Source organism: Sphingomonas sp. BK235 (genome assembly GCF_004345855.1).
Taxonomy (GTDB): domain Bacteria; phylum Pseudomonadota; class Alphaproteobacteria; order Sphingomonadales; family Sphingomonadaceae; genus Sphingomonas.
Genome location: NZ_SLXN01000004.1, coordinates 378,737 through 404,886 on the forward strand (window position 1 = coordinate 378,737; position 26,150 = coordinate 404,886).

The following is a 26,150-nucleotide window of genomic DNA, read 5'->3' on the forward strand; positions in this document are numbered from 1 at the left end:
GGCGGCGGGAGGATTGTCGTTGCTGGCGAGGCGGACGTCGAGCTGCGCGCGCTCGACCGGGGTCATCGCCGCCTCGACCTCGACGCGTGCCGCGGCGGCGGCGCCGGGATCGTGCCGCGCCAGCGCGCTCAGCCCGGCGGCGGCGCGGTCGGCGTCGATGCCCGCGCCGACGCGCGCGTCCGCGACGATCCGGGTCGCCGCCTGCGACGCGCCGAGGCGCGCCCCGGTCTCGGCGGCACCGCGCGCGGCACTCAGGGGATCGATCATCTCCACTCTCCCGAAGCTCTCGGGAGATGGGCTAAGCCGCGGCGGCGCGCGGAACCATAAGCGTTCCGATTAGGGCGGTGGCGACGCGGTCAGATCGTGCTGCGGCGGTCGACCCGGTAGCGCATCTCGGCGGCGAAGGCGCGCGCCACCGCGGCGAGGTGCGGCGAGCTGGCACGGTCCTGCGCGATGTCGTCGAGCGCGGCGAAAGCGGCGCTGCCCCAGCGCTTGCTCGCGAACAAGGGCGCGGCGCGGCGCGGCACCACGTCCTGCGCCGCGGGCCAGCTCGCGAGGCACGCCAGCCCCGCGACCAGCTCGCGCAGCGCGGGCGGGGTCAGCGCCGCCGCGCGCAGCCGCTTCGCGTCGCCATAGGCGGCGGGATAGCGCGCCTCGAACGCCGCCAGCGCGGCGGTCTGGTCGGCGGCGGACACCGCCATGCCCGGCATGCAGCCCGGCATCGCCGCGCGCTGCGCCGCGGTGGGCGCGTCGAGCGATCGCACCTCGCCGCCGCGATAGGCGTAACGCGCCGCGCCGATGGTCGCGGCGGCGGGGAAAGCGATCAGCAGCGCCCCGCGCGCGACCCGCGCGGGCGCGGCGATCCCGCAGGTGCCGAACGGCGTGCTGGTCTCGATCTCCTCTGCCGAGCGCCGGCGGATCACGACATAGCGGTGCGGGCAGCTCGCCTCGCCGTCGCCGCGGATCAGCCACAGCCGCTCGTCGCCGAGCCGATAGCTGCCGACGATCGTCAGCGCGTCGACCAGCGTGGCGCCGAACGGGCGCGAGACGGTGGTCGCGCCGACGCGCACCGCCTGCTCGCTGCCCGCGTTGACCACCTGCGCGCGCGGCGGCGCGCCGCGCCGCGGGGCCGCCACGCCGCCCGTCGCCGCCAGCGCGACCCCGAGCGCGACTCCCCAACCCAGCATGCCGCGCATCGCGCTCTCCTCGATCTGCTTGCCGCTGTGCTGCGGCGCGGCGGCGATGGCGCTCAGCCGTCCAGCCCGCGCGCGAGCGTCGCGGCCGCCGCCTGGAGCCGCGCCACCACGCCGTCCGCGCCCTCGCCCGCGCCGATCTCCAGCGCGCCGGCGAGCGCCTCGCGCATCCCCGCGAGCTGGCGGTCGGCGGGCGCACCCGACAGGCCGGCGAGCTGGATCGCGGCACCGCGGGTCACGTCCTCGAGCGCGCGGCGCAGCTCGCCCTCCTGCGTCGGGGTCGCGCCGGTGTGCGCGCCGAGATCGGCGGCGAGCCCGCGCAGGTCGTAGACGTCGCCACCGCGCGCCAGCTCGGCGGGGTCGGGACGGAAGCTGCCCGCCACCCCGCTGCTCGCCTGCCAAGCGTGCGAGGCGGTGTCGTGCGAGCGCGCGCTCTGCCCGACCCAGGCGAGCACGCGCTGCCCGATCTCGCCGATCGCGGTGCCCGCGAGCGAGCGCGCGTCGGCGTGCGTCCCCGCCGGGGCGGGCGCGATCGCGCCCGCGCCGTGGAGCGGGGTGGCGGGGAAGCTGGCATAGCCGTCGATCGCGTTCATCATGTCACCTGTCGAATCACCGGACAGAGATGCGCGCCTGCGCCGCGTCGCGCCATCATCGTTCCGATTAGCCCCGCGCGCTCACGCGTCCACGAAGCCGTCGGCGGAGAGGCGGAGTCGGCGCAGGTCGAGCCCATATTGCCGCTGCACCATCGTCGCGACGCCATCGGCGTACCGGTCCATCGTGCGCTCGCGCTGCGCCGACTGCATCCCCGCGTTGAGCGTCACCACCAGCAGCTTGAGCTCCTCGCCCAGCTTGGCGCGGTTGCTCAGCACCTCCGGCGCGGCGGCGGCGCGCGCGGCGAACTGGCGGCGCAGGCCCAGCGCCTCGGTGGCGGAGGGCTCGCGCGTGCCCTTGTTCGCGATCAGCCAGGCCATCATCATATAGGCCGCCATCGCGTCCGACACCGAATCGGCGCGGAACCCCGCGTCGCCGACGATGCCGCGGTACACGGTGCGATAGTCGTGCCGGCCGAACTCGCGCGCGACCTGCGCCGCGGCACGCGGATCGCTGCGGCGGATGCGCGCGACATAACCGTCGAGCGTCTGCTTGGCGAGCGCGTCGCTCGCCTCATAGGTGCCGATCGCCACCGCGGTGCCGGCGCGCGCGGGCGCGCCCGAGGTCGCGGCGAGCGCCGATGCACTGGCCCGCCCGCGGCGCGACGGCGCGCGCGCGCCGGAGTCGCGCTGCGGCCCGCAGAAGCCGGCGTTGCACATGTTCATCGTCACCGGGAAGGCGAGCCCGTTCACCGCCTGGCCGATCTGGGTGAAATCGGGCTGGATCTGCGCCTGCGCCGGGGCGGCGACGAGCAGGAGGACGGCGGCGGGCGCCAGCGCGCGGTGCATGACTTCTTCCTTTCGCAGTGAACGACGGGTCGGGAACGCAGAAAGGAGACGGCCGGTCCCGCGACCGGCCGCCCCCCTTTTCCGCAGGAACGCGATCCTCACCCCTTGCGGGCGATGGTCGCGGCACTCTCGCCGATCGTCTTGATCGAGTTGGTCATCGCGTTGCCGAGGATGTTGGTCTCCTGCGACAGGCCCTGGAGCCGCGCGTTGAGCTCCATCAACTGCGACTGGTTCTTGTTGTCGATCGTGCCCATGTCGCCGATCTTGTCGGCCAGACCGGCCATCTCGTCCATCTTCTGGTCCATCAGCTGGCCCAGCGCGATGGCGATGCGCATCAGCACGCTGCCGTTGCGGCCGCCGGCGCCGGGACGCGCCTCCTCGGGGCCGGAATTGCGCAGCCGGTCGATCGCGTTGCGGAACATCGAGTCACGCAGCTCGTCGGCGCTGCCGCGCAGCTGGCCTTCCTCGAGCGGGGAACCGCCGGCCTGGCCGACGAACTCGCTGATGACGTCCTGATAGTTGGACGAGGCGCCCTCGAAGTCACCGACCGAGCCGGCGAAATTGCCCTGCGCCAGATCGATGACGTTCTGCGGCACGCCGAACTGCGAGCCGAGCTGCTGGATCAGCTGCTGGCCGATGTTCGAGACCACGGCGCGCAGCGCGGTCTGGAGGATCAGGCTCGTCCCGCCGGTGGCCGCGGTCAGCGCGACCTGGGAGGCGAGGTTCACCGGATTGAAGCTGTTGAGGAAACCCATGATCGTGTCCTTCCTTGCCGAGTGCTCTCTGGTGTTGGGGACGTGATACGGTGGCGGGGGGCGCGGCGCGCTCAGCGAAACGACTAGCCGCCCTAGTCGAAACGACTAGCGCGCTCAGTCCGAGGGATAGAACAGCAGCCCGGCGAGCGCGGCCAGCTCGCGCATCCCGTCGAGCTCGAGCTTGCGCGCGACATTGGCGAGATGGACCCGCACCGTATTCTCCGACATCAGCAGCAGCGTCGCGATGTCGCGGTTGGCGCGGCCCCAGCCGAGGAAGCGGATGCAGGTCAGCTCGGTCGGGGTGAGCCGCAGCAGCGCGTCGCGATGGCGCGCAGGAACGCGCGCGGCCTCGACCATATGCTCGCCCAGCGCGACCGCGGCCGGCGCGCCGGGCTGCGCGTCAGCGCGACGCAGCAGCTCGGCGATCGCGGCGATGCGCTCGTCCTCGCTGCTCGGCCGGACCTGCGTCGCGGTCACGGCACGGGCTTCCCGGCGAAGCCGCGCAGCAGCGCCAGCAGCGCGTCGGGGCGGGTGGCGACGTCGTGGACGACCGCGGCGACATAGCTGCCGAGCAGCACCAGGATCAGCGCGGTCGCGGCGAACGACTTGAGCGACAGCGACAGGGTGAAGACGTTGAGCTGCTGCGCGAAGCGGTTGATCAGCCCGAGGCAGAGGTCGATCAGGAACAGCGCGCTCAGCACCGGCGCGGCGAACAGCGTCGCCAACACCATCAGCCGCCCGAACTCGCCCTCGTACAGCGCCAGCGTCGCGCCATCGAGCCGCGGCATCGGCGCCGCGATCGGCCAGATCGCGTAGCTCTGCACCACCACCTGCACCACCAGCCCGAGCCCGCCCGAGAACAGGAACACCACGCTCGCCAGCCGCCCGAGGAAGGCGCCGTTGAGCGAGGTCTGGTTGCCCGAGAGCGGATCCACCACCTGCGCCAGCGTCGCGCCGACCTTGGCATCGATGATCTGCCCCGCCCCCTCCAGCGCCCATAGCACCGAGCCGAAGAAGAAGCCGATCGTCAGCCCGACCAGCACTTCCTTGGCGATCAGCGACACCCATTGCTGCGGGGCCAGCGCGGCCACCAGCAGCGGCGGCTGGATCAGCAGCGAGATCACCCCCATCGCGACGAAGATCGAGTTGCGCACCAGCGCGGGCACGGTCTCGCTCGAGAACATCGGCAGCAGCAGGAAGGTCGCCGCCACCCGCGCGGTCGCGACCCCCAGCAGCAGGACCTGGTCCGCCCAGCCGGTCACGCCGCGATCACCGCGCGATCAACGCCGGGAACTGGGTGAACACCCGGTCGCCGAAGCGGTACAGCGAGGCGCCGAGCAGCGAGGCGGTGACGAACAGCGTCAGCACGATCGCGAAGAACTTGACGGTATATTGCAGCGTCTGTTCCTGGATCTGCGTCGCCGCCTGCACCACCGCGACAAGCAGCCCCGAGACCGCCGCGACCACGATCGGCGGCGCCGACAGGATCAGCACCAGCCACAGCGCGTCATAGGTGAGCTGGACGAAATCGGCGTTCATGCATCGGCTCCCGTCACGCGTAGGACAGCACGAGACCGTGCGCGAGCTTCACCCAGCCATCCACGAGCACGAACAGCAGCAGCTTGAACGGCAACGAGATCGTCGTGGGCGACAGCATCATCATGCCCATCGCGAGCAGGATGTTCGAGATCACCAGGTCGATCACCAGGAAGGGCAGGAAGATCAGGAAGCCGATCTGGAACGCCGCGCTGAGCTCGCGCACCACGAAGGACGGCACCACCACCACGAAGTCGCGGTCGCTCATCTGCTGCGCGCGCTGCGGATCGCCGACGCGCTGCGCGGTGCGCAGGAAGAAGGCGCGCTCGCGCGGGTCCGAATGCTTGATGAGGAAGTCGCGCAGCGGTTCCTTGGCGGCATCGGCCGCGCCGACCATCGTCGAGGTGGAGCCGAGCAGGCTGCCGCCCGGCTGCTGCGCCTGCGCCACCTGGCCCGCGACGATCGCGTCCTGCATCCGCTGGCCGACCGGGTACATGACGTACAACGTCAGCACCAGAGCGAGGCCGTTGAGCACGATATTGGGGGGCACCTGCTGCAACCCCAGGGCATTGCGCAACAGGCTGAGCGTCACGACGATCTTGGTGAAGGAGGTGACCATCACCGCGAAGAAGGGCGCGATCGCCAGCGCGACGACGACGACCAGCGCCGAACCGGGCGTGAAGGTGGAGAGATCCATCGGCTCAGCGCGCCTCCGCCCCGCCGACGCGCGTGACGATCACGCCGAAGCCCTCGCCCAGCGCGACCAGCTCGCCCGCGCCGATCACCGCGCCCCCGCTCATGATCCGCACCGCCAGCGTCTGTCCCGCGGCGGGCAGCGGCAGCACGCTGCCCTCGCCCAGCGTCGCGACGTCACCCGCGGGCAGGCTGCTGCCGTCGAACGCGAAGCTGAGCCGCACCGGCACGTCGCTTAGTTCGGCGGCGAGCGCGGGCGCGCCCGGCGGCGGCGGCGCATCGGCCGGCGGGGCGGGCGTGTCAGCCGCGTCGTCGTCCGACGGCAGCGTGGCATTTTCCTGCACGATAAGCTTCCTCTGGCTGAAATCCATGTGCGCGAGCAGGTCGCCGCCGCCCGCCTGCCACCCCAGCGCGACGCGCAACGGCGCGACGCCGAGCACGATCATGTCGCGCGGCGCGAGCGTGGCGAGCGCGCGCGCGGGCACCGCCGGCCCCGCGATCGTCGCGCGCCACGCCATGCGCACGCGCGCGACCGCGGCGGGGTCGAGCGGCGGCGCGGGCAGCGCGTCGTCGGCGAGCGCGGCGCCGGGGGGCAGCGCCACCAGCAGCCGGGTCTGCACCCGGCTGGGCTGCGCGCCCGCGTCGATGCGGATGAAGAGCTGATCGGGCTCGACCGTGTGGCTCAGCCCGGCGGGGTGGAGTTCGCCCCCGAGCGCGGTCTCGAGCGCGGCGACCAGCGGCTCGATCGGGCCGAGCAGCGCCGCCGCGGCGACCGCGTCGAGCTCGCCGCGCGGCCCCGCGATATGCGCCACCGCGCCGTCGACGAGCAGCGGCGAGATCGCGATCCGCCCGACCTGTCCGGTGAAGCGCAGCCAGCCGCTCGCGGCGCGGCGGTCGCGCTCGGGCGCGAGCCGCGCCACCGTGTGCAGCTCGCCCACCAGCCGGTGGTTGAGCGCGCCGATCAGCTGCGTCTGAAGCCGCGCGCGGCCCTCGTCGACGCGGCGCAGCCGGCCCGCGAGCGCGCCCGCGCTCATGCCGGCCCCCGCTCGCTCGCGGCGGCGGGTCGGTCGCCGGGCGCACCATAGTTGCGCAACAGGCTGACCGATCCCGCCGCGACGCCGATCAGCAGCAGCTCGCCCTCGGCCTCGACCAGCAACAGCCGCTCGCGCTGGCCGATCGGCAGCGCGCGCACGAAGCGGAGCTGGCGGTCGGCCGCCGCGCCGCGCTCGAAGCCGCGGTCCTGCCACGTCTTGAGCGTGCGCAGCGCGACATAGGCGAGCCCCAGCACGATCGCGAGCGCGATGATCATGCCCAGCAGCCCGGTCAGCGCGGTGCCGATCGTCGAGTCCATCACGCCACTCCTTCCAGGTCGACCGGTTCGGCCGCCGCGCCCTCGCCCCGCGCGCGCTGCGCCCACAGCACGATCTGGGCGATCGCATCGAACATGTCGCGCGGGATCACCTCATCGACCCCGGCGTCCTCGTAGAGCCGGCGCGCCACCGGCACGTGGCGCACGATCGGCACCCCCGCCTCCACCGCGGCGGCGCGCATCGCCTGCGCGAGCGGCCCCTCGCCCTTGGCGGTCATCACCGGGACGGGGCAGCTCTCCGCGTCATAGTCCAGCGCGATCGCGATGTGGGTGGGGTTGACCACCAGCACGTTCGCCTTGCGCGCCGCGCCCACCGCATTCTGGTTGGCCCATTCCTCGTGGAGCTGGCGGCGGTTCGACTTGATCAGCGGGTTGCCCTCGTTCTCCTTGGACTCCTCGCGGATGTCGCGCAGGCTCATGCGCAGCTTCTTGACGTAGCGATGCCGCTGCCACGCCATGTCGAGCACCGCGACGAACAGGAACACGCCGAAGGTCCACAGCAGCGCGTCGCGCACCACCGCGCCGCTCGACAGCAGCGCCGCGCCCGCCGCGGCGCGCCCGTCGGTGGCGCCGCTCGCCAGCCATGCCGGGCCGGCGCCGTTGAAGATCGCGGGCGACGCCTGGCGGAACACCAGCCACATCACCGCCACGATCAGCGCGGTCTTCACCAGCGTCTTCGCCAGCTCGCCAAGATTGTCGACGCTGAACATGCGTTTGATGCCCTCGACCGGGTTCATCTTGTCGAGCGTGGGCTTGACCTTCTCCAGCGTGAACACGCCGCCGGCCTGGAGGAATTCGGAGAGGAAGCCCGCGATCGCGGGCGGCAGCAGCGCGGCGGCGGTGATGAACACCAGCGCGGTCAGCGCGCTGCCGCCCAGCGTCAGCGCCGACGGCGCGAACGCGCCCCCGCGCGCCACCGCGGTGAACGTATCGTCGAACAGCCCGACCAGCCGAGTCCCCGCGACGCCGACCCCGAACAGGAACACCATCGCCCAGACGAAGAGCGTCACGGTGCCGGTGAGATCGCGTGACTTGGCGACGTCGCCCTTGCGACGCGCGTCGGCCAGTCTCTTGGGAGTGGGCTTCTCGGTCTTGTCGCCGCCGTCGTTGTTGCTCGCCACCAGTCGCTCCGCCTGCCGCCGCGCGCGCCGCTCCCCCGCTCGAGGAAGCGCGCCCGCGGTCGCCATGGTCGGCCACGTCGGCCCCGCGCCATGATGGCAGGAGCCTCTCGGTAGACCGCAGGACCCGTTCCACGTGTCGAACCGATGGCGGCGGAATAACCGCTCGATGCGACAGCAGCAATGTCATGAAACCGTTTCACCGGATCGTAGATGCTGCCCGGCCCGTCGCACTCGAATCCGCGGCCGGCTGCGGGTCGTTACTCGAACGAAACCACGTTCTTTACGGATTTGTGGCAGAAATTGCGGGATTAGGCGTGCTAAAATGCCGGCGAGCCGCGCAACCATTGTAAGAATTGGGCGGTTGCGGTCGCCCCGCGTCTGGATATCCTTTGTCGCAATACGGCAACGACGGCGCCGCAGGACCCCCCACGAACGTCGACCTTTCGCCAATAGCGCGGCTGCCCCCCGGGCCGCCCGCGCGACGAGACGGAGAGGTTGATCGATGGCGATGCACGAGAGATGGCTGACGCGCGCCGTTCTCGGCGCCGCGTTGGTGGCCGGCGGCCCCGCCGCCGCCGCGGGATGCGGCGCCGGCGCGATCGACCCGCGCTTCCACGAGGCCGCCGCCTGGTGCGGCGACGCGTCGGCGTCGCCCGCGGCACCGGTAGCGGCGCTGCCGATCGTGGGCGAGGTACCGCGCAGCGTCTCGGTCGCCATGCCGGCGGCGCGCGCCGCGACGCCGGGGATGGCCGCGGCCGGTGGTCGGGCACCGGTCGCGCGCGATCGCCGGTCACATGCGGCGCCCGCGCCGCTCCCCGCGCCGCTCGTCACCGCGATCAGCCGCCACTATCGCATCGATCCGCACCTGTTCGCCTCGATGCTCCAGCAGGAATCGGGCGGCCGGCTCGACGCGGTGTCGGGCAAGGGCGCGCTCGGGCTGATGCAGGTGATGCCCGCCACCGCGCGCAGCGTCGGGGTGCGCGACCCGCGCGCGATGCTGACCGACCCGGTGCTCGCGCTGTCCGCGGGCGCGGTCTATCTCAAGCGGCTCCAGGCGCAGTTCGGCAATGACGTGCCGCTGGTGCTCGCCGCGTACAACGCCGGGCCGGGCGCGGTACTCAAGGCCGGGCGGCAGGTGCCGCGCTATCGCGAGACGCAGGGCTATGTCGGCGCGATCCTGACGCGCTGGCAGCAACGGCGCGGGCGCTGAGCGATGAGCGTCGAACGCTATTTCCAGTCCAGCAGCGCCGCGCCGCGGCCGTCGCTGAGCGCACGCTTCTCCGATCTCGGGCTGGTCGCGGTGCTGGTGACGATCGTCGCGCTGCTGTTCCTGCCGCTGCCGATCGTCGTGGTCGACATGCTGGTGGCGATCAACATCACGCTGGGCGTCACGCTGCTGCTGACCACGCTCTACATCCGCGCACCGCTCGATTTCTCCGCCTTTCCCGCGATCCTGCTGGTCAGCACGCTGTTCCGGCTGGCGCTGTCGATCACCACGACGCGGCTGATCCTGAGCGAGGGGCACGGCGGCCACATCATCCAGACCTTCGGCCAGCTGATGGCCGCGGGCAACGTGGTGGTGGGGCTGGTGATGTTCCTCATCATCACGGTGGTGCAGTTCATCGTCATCGCCAAGGGCGCCGAGCGCGTCGCCGAGGTGGCGGCGCGGTTCAGCCTGGATTCGATGCCGGGCAAGCAGCTCTCGATCGACAGCGACCTGCGGTCGGGGCTGATCGACAAGGACGAGGCGCGGCGGCGGCGGCGCGTGCTCGAGCTGGAGAGCAAGCTGCACGGCAGCCTCGACGGCGCGATGAAGTTCGTGAAGGGCGACGCGATCGCCTCGATCGTGATCGTCGTCGTCAACCTGATCGGCGGGCTCGCGATCGGCGTGCTCCAGCAGGGCATGGAGGTGGGCGCCGCCACGCACCAATATTCGATCCTGACGATCGGCGAGGGTCTGGTCGCGCAGATCCCCGCGCTGCTCGGCGCGATGGCGGCGGGGTTGATGGTGACCCGCTCGATCGACGAGGAGCGCGACTCCAACCTCGGCCAGGCGATCCAGCGCCAGCTCACCGCACAGCCGCGCGTGCTGCTGGTGGTGGGCGCGATCGCGCTCGCCTTCGCGCTGATCCCCGGCTTTCCCACGGTGACCTTCGTGCTGCTCGGGCTGGCGCTGATGCTGGCGGGGGCGTCGCTGCATCCGCGGCTGCGCCCGCACGTGCTGCGCCATGCCGGGCCGCTGCGCCGCGTCGCCGCGCGCGGGCGCGAGGCACCGCGCGCGGCGACGCTCGCGGCCGAGCCCGCCCCGCCGCGCCCGATCCTGCCGCTGCTGCTCCAGCTCAGCGGGCCGCGCCCGTCGCAGGTGGAGGAGGAGGCGCTCGCCGCCGCGCTGCGCGCGATGCTCGACCGGCTCCAGCACCGCAGCGGCGTGCCGTTGCCGCGGCTCGCGATCCATTTCGTCGCGCCCGAGCGCGCGCGCGCGTGGCAGTTGCTCGCCTATGAGCTGCCGGTCGGCGCCGGGGCTTGGGACACGTCCGAGGCCGCGGTCGCGGCGATCGCCGCGCTGATGCGGCGCCAGCTGCCGCGCTTCCTCGGCGTGCAGGAGGCGGTGACGCTGCTCAACCGCGTCGGCGAGGATTATCCCGAGGTGGTCAAGGAGGCGGTGCGCGCGCTGCCCGCGCCGCGCATCGCCGAGGTGCTGCGCCGCCTCGCCGCCGAGGAGGTGAGCCTGCGCAACATGCGCGACGTGCTCGAGGGGCTCACCGATGCCGCCGCGCAGGAACGCGACGTGCCGCGCATCGCCGACCTCACCCGCGTCGCGGTGCGCCGCTACCTGTTCGAACAGGCCGCTCTCGACGGCACGGTGCGCGCGCTGGTGGTCGCGCCCGAGCTGGAGACCGCGGTCCGTGACTCGGTCCGCCTCGTCGACGGGGTGGAGCGCGCCGCGCTGCCCCCCGAGGTGGCGCGCCAGCTGATCGACGCGATCGCCGCGGCGGCGCGCGACACCGGTGCGACCGCGCTGGTGACCGCCTTCGAGGTGCGCCGCGCGATGCGCCAGCTGATCGAGGAGGCGCTGTTCGACCTCCCGGTCATGGCGTTCAACGAACTGAGCGCCACCACATCGATCACGGTCGTCGGCCAGGTCGGCATGCCCGCGGGGATCGCCCCCAGCTATGCCGCGCCCGCGCTCGCCGATGCCCAGCCCTGAACAAAAGGAGTCGCGGATGAAGGTGAAGGCCCCGAACGTGCGGAAACGATCCCTGGGCGCGCTGGTGGCGGTGGCGCTGGTGAGCGGACCGGTCGCCACCCCCGGCGCGGTGGCGCAGGTCACCCCCGGCGGCGCGGCGACGGTGTCGATCACCGCGCGCGACCAGCCCGTCGGCGCGTTCCTGCGCGACCTCTTCGGCCGCACCGGGCGGCCAGTGATCGCCAGCCGCAACCTGAGCGGCACCGTCAACGGCGTGTTCAGCGGGACGGTCGACCGGATCTTCCGCGACATCGCGCGCGCCTTCAACCTGGTCAGCTACGACGACGGCGCGGCGCTCTACGTCTATGCCAGCAACGAGCTGGGCGTGCAGACCATCCCCGCCGCCGACGGCCATGCCGCGCGCGTGCTCGCGCGGGTGCGCGCGCTGCGGCTCGGCAACGAGCGCAACACGCTGCGCGCCGCGGCGGACGGCAGCCTGGTGGCGAGCGGGACGCCGCGCTTCCTCGAACAGGTCGCGACGCTCGCGCGCGGTGCCGCCGGGGCGACCCCGGCGCTGGCGGGCGCCGGCGCGGCGCCGCGCGGCGGCAGCGGGCTGCTCGGCGGCTACGGGCCGGGCGCGCCCGCCGCGCCGGTGCAGCCGCTCGAGTTCCGCGTCTTCTACCTGCGCTATGCCCAGGCGCAGGACACCACGGTCTATTCGGGCAGCCAGCAGCTCACCGTCCCCGGTCTCGCCACCGTGTTGCAGAACCTGGTGCTCGACCAGCGCCCCGGCGGCAGCGCCGCCCCCAACGCGCCGCAGTTCGGCGCGCGGCTGGTGCGGCAGAGCCAGCCGCGGCTCAAGGGCTTCGGCTTCGACTCGGTGCAGCCCAACGGCCAGCAGACGCCGCTGCTCGGCCTGCCGCTGGGCGGGGCCTATCCGCAGACCGGCGACGTGCTCGGCGCGCCCGCGGGCGGCGGGGGCGATCTGGTCGCGCCGCTGACCCAGGACGTGGTGCGGATCGAGCCCAGCCCGCAGCTCAACGCGGTGGTCGTGCGCGACGTGCCCGAGCGGATGGCGGCCTATGACTCGCTGATCCGCGCGCTCGACGTCGAGCCGCAGGTGGTCGAGGTGGACGCCACGATCATCGACATCGACACCACCAAGCTGCGCAACCTCGGGATCAACTGGCGCTTCGGCTCGGGCGGGTTCGGCGCGCTGTTCGGCAGCGGCGACGCCGATTCGGACGGGCGGCTCAATCGCATCGGCGGCGGCCGCCGCGGCAACGTCGACAACATCACCCCCAGCGCGCAGGGGGGCGCGATCTCCGCGATCATCGGCAACAGCCGCGAGTTCATCGGCCGGCTCAACGCGCTGGAGCGCAAGAACGTCGCGCGCGTGGTGGCGCGCCCGCAGGTGATGACGCTGTCCAACGTCGAGGCGCTGTTCGACCGCACGCGCACCTTCTACGTCCGCGTCGCGGGGCGGCAGGAGGTGGACCTGTTCAACGTCACCGCGGGAACGATCATGCGCGTCACCCCGCACGTGTTCCGCGACCACGACCAGACGCGCATCCGCGTCCGCGTCACGATCGAGGACGGTGCGATCACCTCCGATCGCGTCGACGGCCTGCCCGTGGTCGACCGCGCCAGCGTCACCAACCAGACGATGGTGCAGGACGGCCAGAGCCTGCTGCTCGGCGGGATGACCGTCGACGAGGACAGCGACGTCGAATACAAGATCCCGCTGCTGGGCGACATCCCGGTGCTGGGCAATCTGTTCAAGTCGCGCTCGCGCTCGCGCGGGCGGATCGAGCGGCTGTTCCTGATCTCGCCGCGCGTCGTCGACGTCGGCGCCAACACCAGCGTGGCGACGATGCAGGTGCCCGCCACCCCGCTGTCCGCGCCGCTGACCCCGGGCACGCGCGTGCCGGCCGCGCCGGCCCAGCCCGCCGCCCCCCCGCCCACCGCACCTCAGCCAACCGCAGCCTTGCCCATCCGAGGAGCGAGCCGACCATGATCGACGCCGCCGTCCTGCGCGTCCTCAGCGGACGCCTGACCGGGACCGAGAAGCGCCTGCCGCCCAGCGGTCGCGTCTCGGTCGGCCATGAATTCTGGCAGGACGTGGTGATCCGCGATCCCGCCACCAAGGGGATAGCGGTCGAGCTGGAGCGCGACGGCGACGGCGCGCAGCTCACCGTGCTGAGCGGCAGCGTGACCCTGCTCGGCTCGCCGGTCGGCGCGGGCACCACCGCGCTGCTGCCGCCCTACGTGCCCTTCGCGATCGGCGGGGTGGCCGTGGCCTGGGGCGCGCCCGACGCGGCGCGCTGGGACGAGGCGGCGCAGCTCGCCGGCGCCCAGCCCGCGCCGCCCGAGCTGCCCGCGCCGGTGACCGACCAGGCACTCGCCGCGCTGGGTGGCGCGGGGGCACGGCTCGCGCGCTGGGCGCACGATCGCCGCGCCGCGACGCTCGCGGGGGTGGCGGTGGTGGTGCTGCTGCTCGCGCTGGTGATGCCCACCGCGGTGGCGGGGCTGGGGCTGTTCGGCACCCCGGTGGCGCGCGCCGAACGCGTGCTCGCGCAGGCGGGCTTCGCGCGGCTGGCGGTGAGCGAGCGCGGCGCGGACGACGGCGTGCTGGTGCAGGGCTTCGTCGCGGGCGGCGCGGCGCGCGACCGCGTCGCGCAGACGCTCGCGGCCAATGACATCCCCGCCGAGCTGCGGCTGCGCACCACCGCGGACCTCGCCGCCGCCAGCGCCGATGTCGCGCGGCTACAGGATATCCGCGCCGCGGCGCGCCCCTTGGGCGAGCGCGTGGTGGAGCTGCGCACCGCGCCGATCGGCGAGGCGCAGCGCGAGCGGCTGGTCGCGGCGATCCGCAGCGACGTCCCCGGCATCCGCCGGCTTAAGCTGCGCAGCGACCTGCCCGCGGCGGAGGAGGTCGTGCTGCGCCAGGTGTCCGACGCGACCAAGAAGGTGTCCACCGTCGTCTCGGGCGACCCCTCGTACATCCTGACCGTGGACGGCGCGCGCTATTTCGGCGGCGCGCTGCTGCCCAGCGGCCACCGGCTGGTGGCGATCCAGGGCAATCTCGTCGTCCTCGACAAGGGCGGGCGGCAGAGCCGCGTCGCCTTCTGAACCGCAACCCACCGAAGAAGGAGCAAGAGAGATGAGCGACAGCATGATCACCACCGGACTGACGACCATGGCCAGCGCACCGCTGAGCGGCACCCGCCCGCGCGACGGCTCGGGCAGCTGGTTCGAGGCGCTGTCCGACGCCTGGGGCGCGACGCTCGACCGCCAGGCCGCCAAGCTCGACACGCTGTCGCAGCAGCTCGGCAACGGCGGACAGGACAATCCGTCGCAGATCACCGAGCTGACCGCGGAAGCGATGCGCATGTCGTTCCTGTCGAACAGCTCGTCCAGCTCGCTCGACAGCGTCGGCAAGGCGCTCGAGACGATGGCGCGCAAGAGCTGATCGGGAGGAACGCGATGACGATCGATCCGATCGCGGCCGGCGGCATGGGGGTGTCGATCGACACCCCCGCGATCAGCCAGGCCGCCCCCGGCGCCAGCCTCGCCGACATGACCGGTTTCCAGGGCGCGCTCGGCGCCGCCGGTGCCGCCCCCGCCGCCCCGGTCGCCAGCCCCGACGCGATCGCGCCGGCGATGAAGGCGATGCTGGGCGAGATCGAGAAAGTGAACGGCGAGGCGCGCTCGGTCGCCGACGTCGCGCAGGCCGCCGCGGCGGGGGGCGCCGACATGACCCCGGGCGAGGTCGTCAACCTGACGATGAAATGCCACGAGTTCATGTTCCACTGCCAATTGTCGTCGTCGATCGCGAACCGCACGTCGGACGGCATCCAGCAATTGTTCCGCCAGCAATCGTGAGCGGCCGCGCTGATCCCGCGACGGGGGCGGCGCGCCGTGCGCCGCTCCTTCCCGTCCTCCTCCTGCTGCTGCTCGCGGCCTGCGGGCGCGCGGAGCTATATTCCAAGCTGACCGAGGCGCAGGCCAATGAGATGGTCGCGGTGCTCCAGAGCGCCGGGATCGCCGCCGACAAGAGCGACGCCGGCGAGGGCCAGTGGCAGATCAGCACCGCCAAGGGCGATTTCGCGCGCGCGATCGAGGTGCTCCACACCCAGGGCTATCCGCGCGAGGATTATCAGTCGCTCGGCACGCTGTTCCCCAAGAAGGGCGTGCTGTCCTCCCCGACCGAGGAGCGCGCGCGGCTGACCTACGGGCTCCAGCAGGAGCTGCAGCAGACGATCTCGCAGATCGACGGCGTGGTCGGCGCGCGCGTCCATCTCGCGCTGCCCGAGGCGCAGCCGCTGGCGGAGACGCCTCCCAGTTCCTCCGCCTCGGTGTTCATCAAATACCGGCCGGGGGCGGCGATCGACCAGCAGATCGGCAAGGTCAAAGCGCTGGTGGTCAATTCGGTCGAGGGCCTCAAATACGAGCGCGTCACGGTGGAGACCTTCCCCGCCGAGCCGATGCGGCTGGTCGCGCCGCCCGCGCACGCCGCGGCGGTATCGACGCCCCTGATCGCGGGCATGGCCGCGCTGGGCGCGCTGCTCGCCGCGCTGTTCGGTTACCCCGCCTTCCGCCGCTGGCACCAGCGCCGCCGCGCCGCCTTGCCGCAGGTGCGGCCGTGAGCGCGGCGCAGGCCCGCGCCGCGCTCGCCGCGATCGGGCGCGACCTCAGCCCGCCGCGCGGCACGCGGCGACTGTCGACGCCGACGGCACGCCCGTCGGTGCGCTGGGAGGAACTGGCGCTCGCCCCCGACTGGCTGCGCGCGGGCGAGGCGACCCGCGCGCGACTGGCGCAGCGTGTCGCGCTGTTCGCGCTGGCGGACGAGCTGGCGCGCTCGATCGACGGCGCGTGGCTCGGCGCGCTCGCCGAGGTGGCGGGGGCCGAGGCGGTCGACCAGGCGATCGCGCGCGGCGGCACCGGGCTGCCGCAATGCGCCTGGATCGCGCCGGCGGCGCTGACCGATCTGGGGCTGACGATCCTGCGCCGCGCGCTGCCGCCCGGGCTGCGCGCGCTGGGCGATGCCGCGCGCGACGTTCCGCTCGCGCTGGCCGCGCCCGAGGCGCGCCGGCTGGTCGCGGAGGCGCAGCGATGAGCTTCACGCTGCTCCACGCCGACCGGCTGACGACGCTGCTCGCCGAGTCGCCGATCGTGCGCGCCGAGGCGATCGCGCCGCTGCGCGATTCGCTCGCCTTGCTCGCCGCGACGCGCGCGCTCCACGACGGCCAGGCCGCGACCGTGGCAGACGCCGCCGACGCCGCGCGCCGCGCCGCGCACGACATCGGCTATCGTGAGGGGCGCGCCGCCGGGGAAGCCTCGGCCGCGGCGCTGCTCGCCACGCTCGCGGCGCGCGATCGCGCGCGGGCGGAGGCGCGCGCGCACGAGATCGCGCGGCTCGCGCTCGAGGTGGTGCGCCGCGTCGCCGACGGCCTCGGCCCCGCCGACCTGGTCGCGGCGCTGGCGGCCCGCGCGGCCGAGGCGGTGGCGGATCCCGGCGACATGGTGGTGCGCGTCGCCCCGATCGCGGTGGCGGCGACCGAGCGACGGCTGGCGGACCGCGCCGGGCTGCGGGTCGAGGCCGATCCCGCGCTCGCTCCCGGCGACTGCGAGATCGAGACGCCGCTGGGCCGTGCGCGCGCGGGGCTGGAGGTGCAGCTCGCGCAGATCGCGCGCGCGTGGGACGTGGCGGAGGATGACGATGGCGCGCGATGACGCCGCGCTGGTCGACCGGCTGATCGCCGGGCTCGACGGCGCACGCACGCTCGACCGGCGCGGGCGGATCACCGAGATCCTCGGCACCACGCTCAAGGTCACCGGCATCGCGGCGCGGATCGGCGAGGCGTGCGAGGTGATCGAGCCCGCCACCGGCCATGTCGTGCCGGTGGAGGTGGTCGGCATCGCCGGCAAGGCGACGGTGCTCACCCCGCTCGCCGACGTGCGCGGGCTGTCGGTCGACGCCGAGGTGATCGTCCGCCCCGGCGACGATCGAGTCGCGCACGGCGACGCGCTGCTCGGCCGCGTGCTCGACGCGCGCGGCACGCCGATCGACGACGGCCCGCCGCTGCCCGCGACGCTGCCGCGCGGCGCGCTCCACGCCCCCGCGCCCAGCCCGATGCGGCGGCGGCTGATCGACACGCCGCTGCCCACCGGGGTGCGCGCGATCGACACGCTGCTGACGCTCGGGCGCGGGCAGCGGATGGGGGTGTTCGCCGCGGCGGGAGGCGGCAAGTCGACGCTGCTCGGCTCGCTCGCGCGCTTCGCCGCGGCCGACGTGATCGTGATCGCGCTGATCGGCGAGCGCGGGCGCGAGGTGCGCGAGTTCATCGAGGACGCGCTCGGCGCGGCGGGGCTGGCGCGCTCGGTGATCGTCTGCGCCACCTCGGACCGCGCCGCGATGGAGCGCGTCCGCGCCGCCTATCAGGCGACCGCGATCGCGGAGGGCTTTCGCGCGCAGGGCAAGGACGTGCTGCTGCTGATGGACTCGGTGACGCGCTTCGCGCGCGCGCTGCGCGAGATCGGGCTGGCCGCGGGCGAGCCGGCGGTGCGACGCGGCTTCCCGCCCTCGGTCTTCGCCGAGCTGCCGCGGCTGTTCGAGCGCGCGGGCGCGGACGAGCGCGGCACCATCACCGCGGTCTATACCGTGCTGCTCGAGGACGAGGACGAGGGCGATCCGATCGGCGAGGAGGTGCGCTCGATCCTCGACGGCCATATCCTGCTGTCGCGCAAGCTGGGATCGGCGGGCCATTATCCGGCGATCGACGTGCTCGGCAGCCTGTCGCGACTGTTCCCGCGGCTGGCCGGCGCGGAGCATCGTGCCGCGGCGACGCGGGTGCGCGCGCTGCTCGCCAAACATGCCGAGATCGAGTTCCTGGTGCAGGTCGGCGAGTATAAGCCCGGCGCCGACGCGCTGGCCGATCGCGCCATCGCCGCCAAGCCCGAGATCGACGCGCTGCTGCGCCAGCTCGCCGACCAGCACGAGCCGCTCGACGCGGCGCTGCTGCGGCTGCGCGGGATCGGCGGATGAGCCGCGCGCGCGCGCTCCACGACCAGGCCGCGGCGCTGCTGCGGCTGCGCGCCGTGCGGCTCGCCGCCGCGGCGCGCGCGCTGGCGGCGGCGCGCGACGCGACCGCGCGGGCCGGCGCCGCGGCGCGCGCGGCGGGGGCGGCGGCCGAGGCGGCGCAGGAGGCGCAGGTCGCGGCCCATGCGGCGCTCGTCGCCGACCCGGCGGAGGCGGAGCGGCGGCTGGCGGTGCTCGATCGCGCCTTGTTCCGGCGCTCGGTCGCGGCGCGCGACGCCGAGGCGGCCGAGGACGCCGAGGCGCGCGCCGCCGCGGCGGAGGCGCAGCAGCGCCGCGCCGCGATCGTGGCGCGCGCGCGCCACGACGCGCTCGCCGAGCGCACCGCCGGGCTGCGACGCGCGCGGCGCGCCCGCGCCGACACGCGCGAGCAGCAGGATCGCGAGATGATCAGGAGGTTCCGATGACCAACGTCTCCCCCGCCCGCGCCGCACCGACGCGCGCCCCCGATACCGCGCCCCGCGGCCCCGCGCGCGCGCCGAGCGCGAGCGACGTGCGCGAGATGGGCGACGCTTTCGCGCGCGCGCGGGCGCGGCTGGCGCAGGACGGCGGACGCGCGCGCGCGCAGCCGGCGCCGCAGACGGGCGCGGGCAAGGAAGGCGCGAGAGCGTCGCGCGACCCCGCCGCTGGCACCACGGGGCCGCGCGGCGAACGCGAGGCGCTCGCCACCGACCGCGACCCCTTCGCCGACCCGCTCCGCCGCGAGCGCGGGCAGGAGGACGGCGGACAGGGCGGCGGCCAGTCGCTCGCCGGGGCCCCGCCCGCCCCGGTGGTGGGGGTGCCGACCATGCCCGCGCCGCACGTCGACCCCGCCGCCTTCGCGCAGCTGCTCGCGGACCTGTGGACGCGCGAGAACGGCAAGGGCGCGCGCGAGGTGTCGGTGCGCTTCGGGCGCGACGCCTGGCCCGCGACCGGCGCGCGGCTGGTGCGCAACGCCGCGGGGACGCTCGACATCGCGCTGGAGGTCGGCGACGGCGGCCGCGCCTATGCCGACCAGCTCCCCGGCCTGGCGCAGCGGCTCGCGGGCGCGGGGGTGGCGCTGGGTGCGCTCGCGCTCGACCGCGGCGATCAGTCGGCGACGGGCACCTCATAGGTCGATCCGCCGGTCCCGACCGGATAGACCGAGGCGCTCGCCGCGCCCTCGACGTACAGCACCCGCCCGCCGGGCAGCGCCGCGACGAAGCGCCGCGCGTAATCGTCGAGCCGCGACCAGCGCCCGAGCGCGGTCAGTTCCTCGCGCGTCAGCATCCTGGCGGTGATCGCGTCGCAGGGTTCTTCCCAGAACAGGCTCTCGGTATCGCGCCCGGCATAAGCGAAGCGGATGTCGCAGGCGGGCTTGCCGCGCAGCGTGATATCGGCGGTGGACACGATCCGCGAGGGCGCGGTCGCTGCCGCGACCGGGCTCGCCCCCGCGTCGGGCAAGGTGGCGGTCGACGCGGCCGACGGCGCCGCGGCGCGCGGCGTCGCGGCGGCGCGGCGCGCCTGCTCGGCGCCGGCGCTGTCCGCCGACGGGGAACAGGCGGCGGTGAGCAGCGACGCCGCCACGATCGACGCGCGCGCGGCCCGCTCAGTCAGGATCATATTCCACATGCAGGTGGTTGTTGCCGCGATTGGCGAAGGTTTCAAACACCACGTCGTAGCGATCGCCGAGCAGCTCGCGCACCTCGGCCTGGAGCGCCTGCCCCTGCGCGACGGTGATGTTGTTGCCGCGGAAGTCCAGCGCCTGGTCGTGATAGTGGAGCGAGCCGTTCGAGTGGCGGCTGTCGTTGCCCGAGGTGATCACCGGGGTCGGCAACCCGAGCCGCTGCGCCGCGGTGGCGGCGGCGCGGATCGCGGGCTCCATCGCGGCGTCGAGCCGGTCGATCCGCACCGCCTCGCTCTTCACCGCCACCCCGTTCGCCGCGGCGACCGCGCGCCCGTCGACGTGCCCGGCGGCGGGGGGCGCGGCGGGCGTCGCCGGGGCGGGCGCGGCGGCCGTACCGGGCAGCGCGAGCGCGAAGGCGCCCGGACGATAGCGGTCGAGCTCGGGCACGGTGCCGTGATGGTGGACCGCATCGCCTCGCCCCAGCACGGGACCGTCGAGCGCGTTGATCCAGCCGCGGTTGTTGGCGCTGGAATAATGCGGGTTGGCGTAGTTCAGGTGCGAGCCGATCGACGATTCGCGCCCGCCCGCGCGCTCGGCGAGATAGCCGTCGACCAGCCGGTCGACGCGCGCGCTGATGCTGCTCGCGGGCAGATCCTCGACCGAGTTGCGCCCGGCTCGGCGCGCGATCGGCCCGTTGATGTCGGAGAATTGATTGTAGCTGTCGACCACGTCCGCGACCGTGCCGCCCCAATGGCCCGAGGCGGTGCGGTTGAGGATCGTGTCGATGATCCCATGGGCCTGCGCCTCGCCCGCCCCCTGCACCCATTCGGTCTGCAGCGTCTTCTTGAGATTGGTCACGTCGGCGGCGCTGAGCGAGAGCGTGCCGTCGGCGACGCGGGTCGTGCCGCCGACCACGGCGGTGGCGGTCGGTGCCTCGGCGCGCGGCGCGGGAAGCGTCAGCCGGTCGCCGGGGTAGAGATGGTCGGGATGGCCGAGCTGGGGATTGGCGGCGACGATCGCGGCGACGTCGGTGCCGTGGCGTCGCGCGATCGCGGTCAGCGTGTCGCCGCGCGCGATCGTATAGCCCGCGCTCGCGCCGCCGGGCAGCTCGAGCCGCTGCCCCACCGCGATCACATCGGGGTCGCGCAGCCCGTTGATCCGCGCCAGCGTGGCGACATCGGTGCCGTGGCGCCGCGCGATCGCCGAGAGCGTGTCGCCGGCGTGCACGGTGTGAGCGTCCTGCCGCGGCGGTGCGGCGCCCGTCGTGTCGCTCGTTCCCGTCGCCGTGATCGATCCGACCATCACCCGCGCTCCCATGCTGTCCGCGATGCGGCGGGTCTCTCCCATGCGGGGGGCACGCTGTATCTAGTCGATGCGACTAGGCGGCCGCCGGCCCGCGACCGCGCGATCGACCCTAGGCGTTTCGATTAGAGCCCGCGTCCCCGCCGCGATCTAGGGTGCAGCCGAACCAGAGGGGACGCGCGATGCAGATCGGTCTCAGCCTTACCGTCGGCGCGTCGCCGCGCGCGCTCCCCGCGCCGCCGCCCGGCTCCGTCGCGACCATGCGACCGGCCGCCACGCTCGCGGTGCCCGTGCCTGCCGCCGCGCCGCGCGCCGCATCGACCGATGCCGACGCGTTGCGCGCGCACGCGCTGCTGGCGCAGGACGTCTATGCCGACACCGCCGCCCCGCCCCCGGGCTATCGCGTCGCGGGCGAGGCGGAGCTGCGCGCGCTCAATCTCGACCCGGCGCTGCTGCAATCGGGTGACTTCCGCGCGCGCGTCTATGTCGAGGGAAGCGGGGAGCAGGCGCGCTTCGTCGTCGCGATGCGCGGGACGCGCTTCGAGAGCCTCGCCGACTGGACCAGCAACGCGCGACAGGCGTTCGGTGCCGAATCGGCGCATTACCGTCAGGCGCTGCTGATCGGCGAGCGCGTCGGGCGCTCCGATCTGGCGGGGCGGGTGTCGTTCACCGGTCACTCGCTCGGCGGCGGGCTCGCCTCCGCGGCGGCGATCGCGAGCGGGCGCCCCGCCGACACGTTCAACGCCGCCGGGCTGCACGACGCGACCGTGACGCGGGGCGAGGCGATCCGCGCCGCCAACGGCACCGCCACGCGCGCGGCGGTCCAGGCCTGGTATGTCGACGGCGAGATCCTGTCCTCGATCCAGGACGGCGGCGACCGCGTCATCGGCGGCGTGATCGGCGGGCTGATCGCGCGCTCGCCGGGCGGCGCGGCGGCGGGCGCGGCGCTGTTGGACCTTCCCGAGGCCTATGGTACCCGCCACGAGATGGCGGCGGTCGCGCCGGAGGGGACGAATTGGTTCGAACGCAACCTCGATCCGATGCTGCCGGTCGACCGGCACGGCATGGACTGGGTGTTGTCGAGCCTGCCGCGCTGAGGCGTTCGGTCGCGCTCGCGGCCGCGCTGGCCTGCGTCGCGGTCGCGACGGGCTGCGCGCGCGTGGCGCCCGCGAACGCCGCGTCATGCAGCGGGGGGCGGATGATGAAGCTGGACGAGCGGCTGGTGTTGCAGGCGGTCACCAACGGTCAGTCGGGGCGCGACATCGCGGCGGCGGTGTTCGCGGGCGACGTCGCCGCGGTACGCCGGCTCGCCGGCGGCGACGCGCGGTTGCTGACGACCCATGTGCCGCCGGCGCGTTACCCCGATTTCCGCCCCGACGGCCAGGCCGGCGACCTGCTGACGATCGCGGTGGCGCGCTGCGACGGCGCGATGCTGGACGCGCTGCTCGCGCTCGGCGCCGCCCCCGACGGCGCGGTGCCGGGCCTGCCGCTCGACGCCGCGGTGGCGGGGCATGATCTCGCCGCGGCGGAACGGTTGCTCGCGAAGGGGGCCAGCGCCGATCCCGCGGGCGAGCACGCCGCCTGGCCGCTGCGCACCGCGGCGCGCAGCGCCGATCCCGCCGCGGCGCGGCTGCTGATCGCGCGCGGGGCGCGGCTCGACCGGCTCGACCCGACCGGCACCGGGCCGCTCCAGGACGCGGTCGACATGGATTCGATGCGCGTCGCCGAGGTGCTGATCGAGGCGGGCGCCAATCCTTGGGCGGTCGGCGCGGGCGGGGCGCTGCCCGCGTTCGGGATCGGGCAGCCGCTGCGCCTCTCCTCCCCCGCGGAGGAGGCCGCGCGCGAGCGGCTGGTGGCGCGGCTGCGGCGAACGGGCGCGCCCTGGCCGCCCCCCGCCCCGGCCGAGGTGAAGACGCTGATTCGCGAGCAGCGCTGGCCCCCGCCCGCGCTGGCGCGTCACGGCGCCACCGCGCCCCCCGCGGCGGTGGTGGCGACGCTGGTCGCCGCGCCGCGCTGACCCGCGCGCCCTAACCGGATCGATTATGGCGCGGCGGTGCCGCCTCGCTAGGCTGGCGCCCGTTCTGCGAGGGAGGTGCGTCATGTATGCAGTCAGCGACGTCGGCGGAGGCGGGATCGCCCCGACGCGGACGATCACCGCCACCGCGGCGACCGACCCGCAGGTCGCCGAGGCGGTCGACCGCACGCTGGAGGCGACCCGCTTCGGCCAGCCCGGCGACGGCGCACAGGCGGCCTATCAGGTCGCCGACACGATGACGCGCACCGACCTGAGCGAGGAGCAGAAGGACGCCTATATCGCGGAGATCATCCGGCTGGCGGGGAGCGGCATCGGCGCGACGCGGTGCATCGACTCGCGTACCAGCGAGAAGCTGCTCAAGGGGCTGGACGATATCGGCCAGGCCTGGACCGGGCCGGCGACCCCGGCGCTGCGCGATCAGGTCGAGGCGGCGGTGTGGCGCGGCGTGGCCGACGGGCGGCTCGGCGCCGATCAGCTCTACGCGCTGGTCAAGGAACCCGGCAGCCATGGCGCGCGCCAGTTGCTGAGCGAGGTGCGCGACGGCGTGGCGCTGTCGCAGGTGGCGCAGCGGCTCACCGCCGACGCGCGCGCGCAGGGCTATGACATCGACGCGTATCAGACCGGGCCGCAGACGCTGGTCGCGGCGGCGGACGTCGCCACGATGGCGGCGCGCAACGGCAGCCGCGCGGGCGCCAATACGGTGCTCGCCGAGATCGCGCGCAACGGGGATCGCCCGGTCGCGGGCGAGACGATGACCCTCACCGACGCGATGATGGCGACCACGGTGGGCGGCGGCCAGTGGAACACGCTCTACGAGCGCGATGGCTTCCACGCGCTGTCGGGTCTGCTCAGCGCCGCCACGCCCGACGCGCGCAACCAGCCAGCGCTCGACTCGCTGTTCGCGTCGCTGGTGCGCTCGGGGGGCGAGGGCTTTGTCGGCGGGATCGACGAGGGTGGCGACCGCGGCGGGGCGCTCGACCAGCTCGGGCGCTATTTCAACGCCAACGTCGGCCGACTCGCCGAGACCGACTGGCGCAAGGCGAACACGGGCGATCTGCATCACGGCCTGGTCCGCGACTTCATGCGCCACGTCATGCTCGATCCGTCCTACGGCGACGTCGGCGCGACGCAGGAGGCGCTGGCCTCGGTGCTGAGCGGGCTGGCGACGCGGATCGACGACACGGGGGCGAGCGCGGACGCGCGCCTCACCGCGGCGACGACGCTGGGCGCGGTGATGGGGTCGCTCGAACAGGCGGGCGCGGACTATATCGCGCAGGCCAAGGGCGACGCCGAGGCGAAAGTGGCTCTGGTGCGTCAGTTCACCGACGTGGTCACCGACAAGTTCGTCGGCAAGCTGAAGGCGCAACTGCCCGAGGTGGCGCAGGACGGCGCCGGATCCGCCGCGGGATCGGTGGTCGACGCGATGTGGCAGCGGCTGGTGGACTGGCAGGCGAGCGCGGCGTCGGGGCATGTCGACGAGACGACCGGGGGCCTCGTCGATCTCACGCGCGCGATCCGGGACTCGATCTCGGGGCTGGACGCCGCCTATCTCAACGGCTTCGACACGCGCGAGGATCTCTATCACGACGAGTGACCCGCTCGCCGCTGCGCATGCGGGCGCGGTGCGGCGGATATAGCGGCGCCGCAGCGGGTTCGAAGGGAATGATCTGCTTGTCCCGCCTCACCGCCGTCGCGCTCCTCTCCTGTTCCGGCGCCACCGCGGCGCAGGTCCCCGCGCTCGGCGCCAATCTCGAGCGCTACGCCTATCCCGCGCCGGTCCATTGGTTCGAGGCCGAGACGCAGGGGCAGCGCGTCCGCATGGCCTATCTCGACATCGCGCCGGCGGGGCGCGCCAACGGGCGGACCATATTGCTGCTCCACGGCAAGAACTTCTGTGCCGCGACCTGGTATGACACCGCACGACGGATGGCGGCGGCGGGCTATCGCGTGATCGCACCAGATCAGATCGGCTTCTGCAAATCATCCAAGCCGCCGGGCTATCAATATAGCTTCCACGCGCTCGCGGCGCTGACCCGCGGGTTGCTCGAGCACGCCGCGGCCGGGCCGGTCGTGCTGGTGGGCCATTCGACCGGAGGGATCATCGCGGCGCGCTTCGCGCTGTCCTATCCCGCGCAGGTGGCGCGGCTGGTGCTGGTCAACCCGTTGGGGCTCAACGACACGTTGGCGGAGGGCGTGCCCTACACCGATCCCGGCGCGCTGCGCGCCGAGGAAGCGCGCACCGACGCCGCCTCGATCAAGGCCTATCAGCTGCGCACTTATTATCATGGCGCGTGGCGCCCCGACTATGATCGCTGGGTGACGATGCTGGCGGGTCAATATGCCAGCGCCGATGGCGACCGGGTGCGCGACGCGCAGGCACGCCTGTCAGACATGATCCAGACCCAGCCGATCGCCGCCGACCTGCCGCGACTGACGATGCCGGTGACGCTGATCGTAGGCCAGCGCGACGCCACCGCCTATCGCGCCGATCACGCACCGGCGGAGCGGCGCGCGGCGATCCGCACCGTCCCGGCCGCGGCCGAGGCGGCGGTGCGACGCATCCCGCGCGCGCGGCTGGTGCGGCTGGAGGGACTGGGGCACGCGCCGCAGGTCGAGGCACCGGCGGCGTTCGCCGCGGCGCTGCGCGCCGCCTCGGAGGAGTGAGGCGCTGCGGTGACGCGGGGGGGCTGGAACGACGACACCCCCGCGGAGCGATGGCTCTGCGGGGGTGTATCGTATGGTGGTTGCGGGGACAGGATTTGAACCTGTGACCTTCAGGTTATGAGCCTGACGAGCTACCGGGCTGCTCCACCCCGCGTCACGCTCTCCTGTGCGG

General features: G+C 73.9%; 29 protein-coding genes and 1 tRNA gene. 16 read left to right on the forward strand and 14 right to left on the reverse strand.

Annotated elements, in window-relative coordinates; all coding sequences use genetic code 11:
* Positions 1–356: 356 nt before the first annotated feature.
* The 11 genes from EV292_RS13565 to EV292_RS13615 all read right to left on the reverse strand — a co-directional run bounded on the left by EV292_RS13565 (position 357) and on the right by EV292_RS13615 (position 8,172).
* Positions 357–1,196 (reverse strand): hypothetical protein, encoded by an 840-nt coding sequence (locus tag EV292_RS13565; RefSeq protein ID WP_132909742.1) that lies wholly within the window; start codon positions 1,194–1,196, stop codon positions 357–359.
* A gap of 53 nt (positions 1,197–1,249) precedes the next feature.
* Entirely contained in the window at positions 1,250–1,786 is a 537-nt protein-coding gene (locus EV292_RS13570) for a hypothetical protein (RefSeq protein WP_132909743.1), read from the reverse strand.
* A gap of 81 nt (positions 1,787–1,867) precedes the next feature.
* Complete coding sequence (locus EV292_RS13575) at positions 1,868–2,632, reverse strand: hypothetical protein (RefSeq protein ID WP_132909744.1); 765 nt, start codon at positions 2,630–2,632, stop codon at positions 1,868–1,870.
* Positions 2,633–2,730: 98 nt separating this feature from the next.
* Positions 2,731–3,387, reverse strand: coding sequence for a hypothetical protein (locus EV292_RS13580; RefSeq protein ID WP_132909745.1), 657 nt, complete (start codon positions 3,385–3,387; stop codon positions 2,731–2,733).
* 114 nt (positions 3,388–3,501) lie between these two features.
* Positions 3,502–3,864, reverse strand: a complete 363-nt coding sequence (locus EV292_RS13585) for a LuxR C-terminal-related transcriptional regulator (protein WP_243693768.1) — start codon at positions 3,862–3,864, stop codon at positions 3,502–3,504.
* The gene (gene sctT / locus EV292_RS13590) at positions 3,861–4,649 is read right to left on the reverse strand and encodes a type III secretion system export apparatus subunit SctT (protein ID WP_132909746.1); all 789 of its coding nucleotides are present in this window, start codon (positions 4,647–4,649) and stop codon (positions 3,861–3,863) included. The genes EV292_RS13585 and sctT overlap by 4 nt, the downstream gene beginning before the upstream one ends.
* 7 nt (positions 4,650–4,656) lie before the next feature.
* Positions 4,657–4,926, reverse strand: coding sequence for a type III secretion system export apparatus subunit SctS (sctS, locus tag EV292_RS13595; protein ID WP_132909747.1), 270 nt, complete (start codon positions 4,924–4,926; stop codon positions 4,657–4,659).
* 13 nt (positions 4,927–4,939) lie between these two features.
* Entirely contained in the window at positions 4,940–5,620 is a 681-nt protein-coding gene (gene sctR, locus EV292_RS13600; protein WP_132909748.1) for a type III secretion system export apparatus subunit SctR, read from the reverse strand.
* Positions 5,621–5,624: 4 nt separating this feature from the next.
* Positions 5,625–6,650, reverse strand: coding sequence for a FliM/FliN family flagellar motor switch protein (locus EV292_RS13605; protein WP_132909749.1), 1,026 nt, complete (start codon positions 6,648–6,650; stop codon positions 5,625–5,627).
* Positions 6,647–6,967: a flagellar biosynthetic protein FliO gene (locus EV292_RS13610; protein ID WP_132909750.1), complete on the reverse strand. Its 321-nt coding sequence runs from the start codon at positions 6,965–6,967 to the stop codon at positions 6,647–6,649. Before EV292_RS13610 ends, EV292_RS13605 begins: the two co-directional genes overlap by 4 nt.
* Positions 6,967–8,172: an EscU/YscU/HrcU family type III secretion system export apparatus switch protein gene (locus tag EV292_RS13615; RefSeq protein ID WP_243693769.1), complete on the reverse strand. Its 1,206-nt coding sequence runs from the start codon at positions 8,170–8,172 to the stop codon at positions 6,967–6,969. The genes EV292_RS13610 and EV292_RS13615 overlap by 1 nt, the downstream gene beginning before the upstream one ends.
* A 436-nt stretch (positions 8,173–8,608) precedes the next feature.
* Here EV292_RS13615 and EV292_RS13620 point away from each other — a divergent pair, with 436 nt between their 5' ends.
* The 12 genes from EV292_RS13620 to EV292_RS13670 are packed head-to-tail and all read left to right on the forward strand — an operon-like array spanning position 8,609 to position 19,485.
* The gene (locus EV292_RS13620; RefSeq protein ID WP_132909751.1) at positions 8,609–9,316 is read left to right on the forward strand and encodes a lytic transglycosylase domain-containing protein; all 708 of its coding nucleotides are present in this window, start codon (positions 8,609–8,611) and stop codon (positions 9,314–9,316) included.
* 3 nt (positions 9,317–9,319) lie between these two features.
* Positions 9,320–11,314, forward strand: a complete 1,995-nt coding sequence (locus tag EV292_RS13625) for a flagellar biosynthesis protein FlhA (protein ID WP_132909752.1) — start codon at positions 9,320–9,322, stop codon at positions 11,312–11,314.
* 16 nt (positions 11,315–11,330) lie between these two features.
* Positions 11,331–13,310, forward strand: a complete 1,980-nt coding sequence (gene sctC / locus EV292_RS13630; RefSeq protein ID WP_132909753.1) for a type III secretion system outer membrane ring subunit SctC — start codon at positions 11,331–11,333, stop codon at positions 13,308–13,310.
* Positions 13,307–14,425, forward strand: coding sequence for a hypothetical protein (locus EV292_RS13635; RefSeq protein ID WP_132909754.1), 1,119 nt, complete (start codon positions 13,307–13,309; stop codon positions 14,423–14,425). The genes sctC and EV292_RS13635 overlap by 4 nt, the downstream gene beginning before the upstream one ends.
* Positions 14,426–14,456: 31 nt before the next feature.
* Positions 14,457–14,765: a hypothetical protein gene (locus tag EV292_RS13640; RefSeq protein ID WP_132909755.1), complete on the forward strand. Its 309-nt coding sequence runs from the start codon at positions 14,457–14,459 to the stop codon at positions 14,763–14,765.
* Between the two features lie 14 nt (positions 14,766–14,779).
* Entirely contained in the window at positions 14,780–15,178 is a 399-nt protein-coding gene (locus EV292_RS13645) for a hypothetical protein (protein WP_132909756.1), read from the forward strand.
* Positions 15,175–15,942, forward strand: a complete 768-nt coding sequence (gene sctJ, locus EV292_RS13650; RefSeq protein WP_165927107.1) for a type III secretion inner membrane ring lipoprotein SctJ — start codon at positions 15,175–15,177, stop codon at positions 15,940–15,942. Before EV292_RS13645 ends, sctJ begins: the two co-directional genes overlap by 4 nt.
* Positions 15,939–16,412 (forward strand): hypothetical protein, encoded by a 474-nt coding sequence (locus EV292_RS22670; RefSeq protein WP_165927108.1) that lies wholly within the window; start codon positions 15,939–15,941, stop codon positions 16,410–16,412. The genes sctJ and EV292_RS22670 overlap by 4 nt, the downstream gene beginning before the upstream one ends.
* Positions 16,409–17,029, forward strand: a complete 621-nt coding sequence (locus EV292_RS13655) for a FliH/SctL family protein (protein ID WP_165927109.1) — start codon at positions 16,409–16,411, stop codon at positions 17,027–17,029. The genes EV292_RS22670 and EV292_RS13655 overlap by 4 nt, the downstream gene beginning before the upstream one ends.
* Positions 17,016–18,341, forward strand: coding sequence for a FliI/YscN family ATPase (locus EV292_RS13660; RefSeq protein ID WP_132909759.1), 1,326 nt, complete (start codon positions 17,016–17,018; stop codon positions 18,339–18,341). The genes EV292_RS13655 and EV292_RS13660 overlap by 14 nt, the downstream gene beginning before the upstream one ends.
* A complete protein-coding gene (locus EV292_RS13665) occupies positions 18,338–18,799 on the forward strand; it encodes a hypothetical protein (RefSeq protein WP_132909760.1) in 462 nt (153 codons plus the stop codon). The genes EV292_RS13660 and EV292_RS13665 overlap by 4 nt, the downstream gene beginning before the upstream one ends.
* Positions 18,796–19,485: a hypothetical protein gene (locus EV292_RS13670; RefSeq protein ID WP_132909761.1), complete on the forward strand. Its 690-nt coding sequence runs from the start codon at positions 18,796–18,798 to the stop codon at positions 19,483–19,485. The genes EV292_RS13665 and EV292_RS13670 overlap by 4 nt, the downstream gene beginning before the upstream one ends.
* Here EV292_RS13670 and EV292_RS13675 read toward each other — a convergent pair.
* A complete protein-coding gene (locus tag EV292_RS13675; RefSeq protein ID WP_132909762.1) occupies positions 19,461–19,973 on the reverse strand; it encodes a hypothetical protein in 513 nt (170 codons plus the stop codon). The genes EV292_RS13670 and EV292_RS13675 overlap by 25 nt on opposite strands.
* Positions 19,960–21,279 (reverse strand): LysM peptidoglycan-binding domain-containing protein, encoded by a 1,320-nt coding sequence (locus tag EV292_RS13680; protein WP_165927110.1) that lies wholly within the window; start codon positions 21,277–21,279, stop codon positions 19,960–19,962. The genes EV292_RS13675 and EV292_RS13680 overlap by 14 nt, the downstream gene beginning before the upstream one ends.
* 182 nt (positions 21,280–21,461) lie before the next feature.
* On the opposite strand from EV292_RS13680, the gene EV292_RS13685 reads away from it, so the two are divergent.
* The 4 genes from EV292_RS13685 to EV292_RS13700 all read left to right on the forward strand — a co-directional run bounded on the left by EV292_RS13685 (position 21,462) and on the right by EV292_RS13700 (position 25,978).
* Positions 21,462–22,376, forward strand: coding sequence for a DUF2974 domain-containing protein (locus EV292_RS13685; RefSeq protein WP_132909764.1), 915 nt, complete (start codon positions 21,462–21,464; stop codon positions 22,374–22,376).
* 104 nt (positions 22,377–22,480) lie between these two features.
* Positions 22,481–23,296, forward strand: coding sequence for an ankyrin repeat domain-containing protein (locus EV292_RS13690; RefSeq protein ID WP_132909765.1), 816 nt, complete (start codon positions 22,481–22,483; stop codon positions 23,294–23,296).
* A gap of 82 nt (positions 23,297–23,378) precedes the next feature.
* Positions 23,379–24,908, forward strand: a complete 1,530-nt coding sequence (locus EV292_RS13695) for a hypothetical protein (RefSeq protein ID WP_132909766.1) — start codon at positions 23,379–23,381, stop codon at positions 24,906–24,908.
* A gap of 68 nt (positions 24,909–24,976) precedes the next feature.
* A complete protein-coding gene (locus tag EV292_RS13700) occupies positions 24,977–25,978 on the forward strand; it encodes an alpha/beta hydrolase (RefSeq protein ID WP_132909767.1) in 1,002 nt (333 codons plus the stop codon).
* Positions 25,979–26,055: 77 nt separating this feature from the next.
* On the opposite strand, the gene EV292_RS13705 is transcribed toward EV292_RS13700, so the two are convergent.
* A tRNA-Met gene (locus EV292_RS13705) sits at positions 26,056–26,132 on the reverse strand.
* Positions 26,133–26,150: the final 18 nt, after the last annotated feature.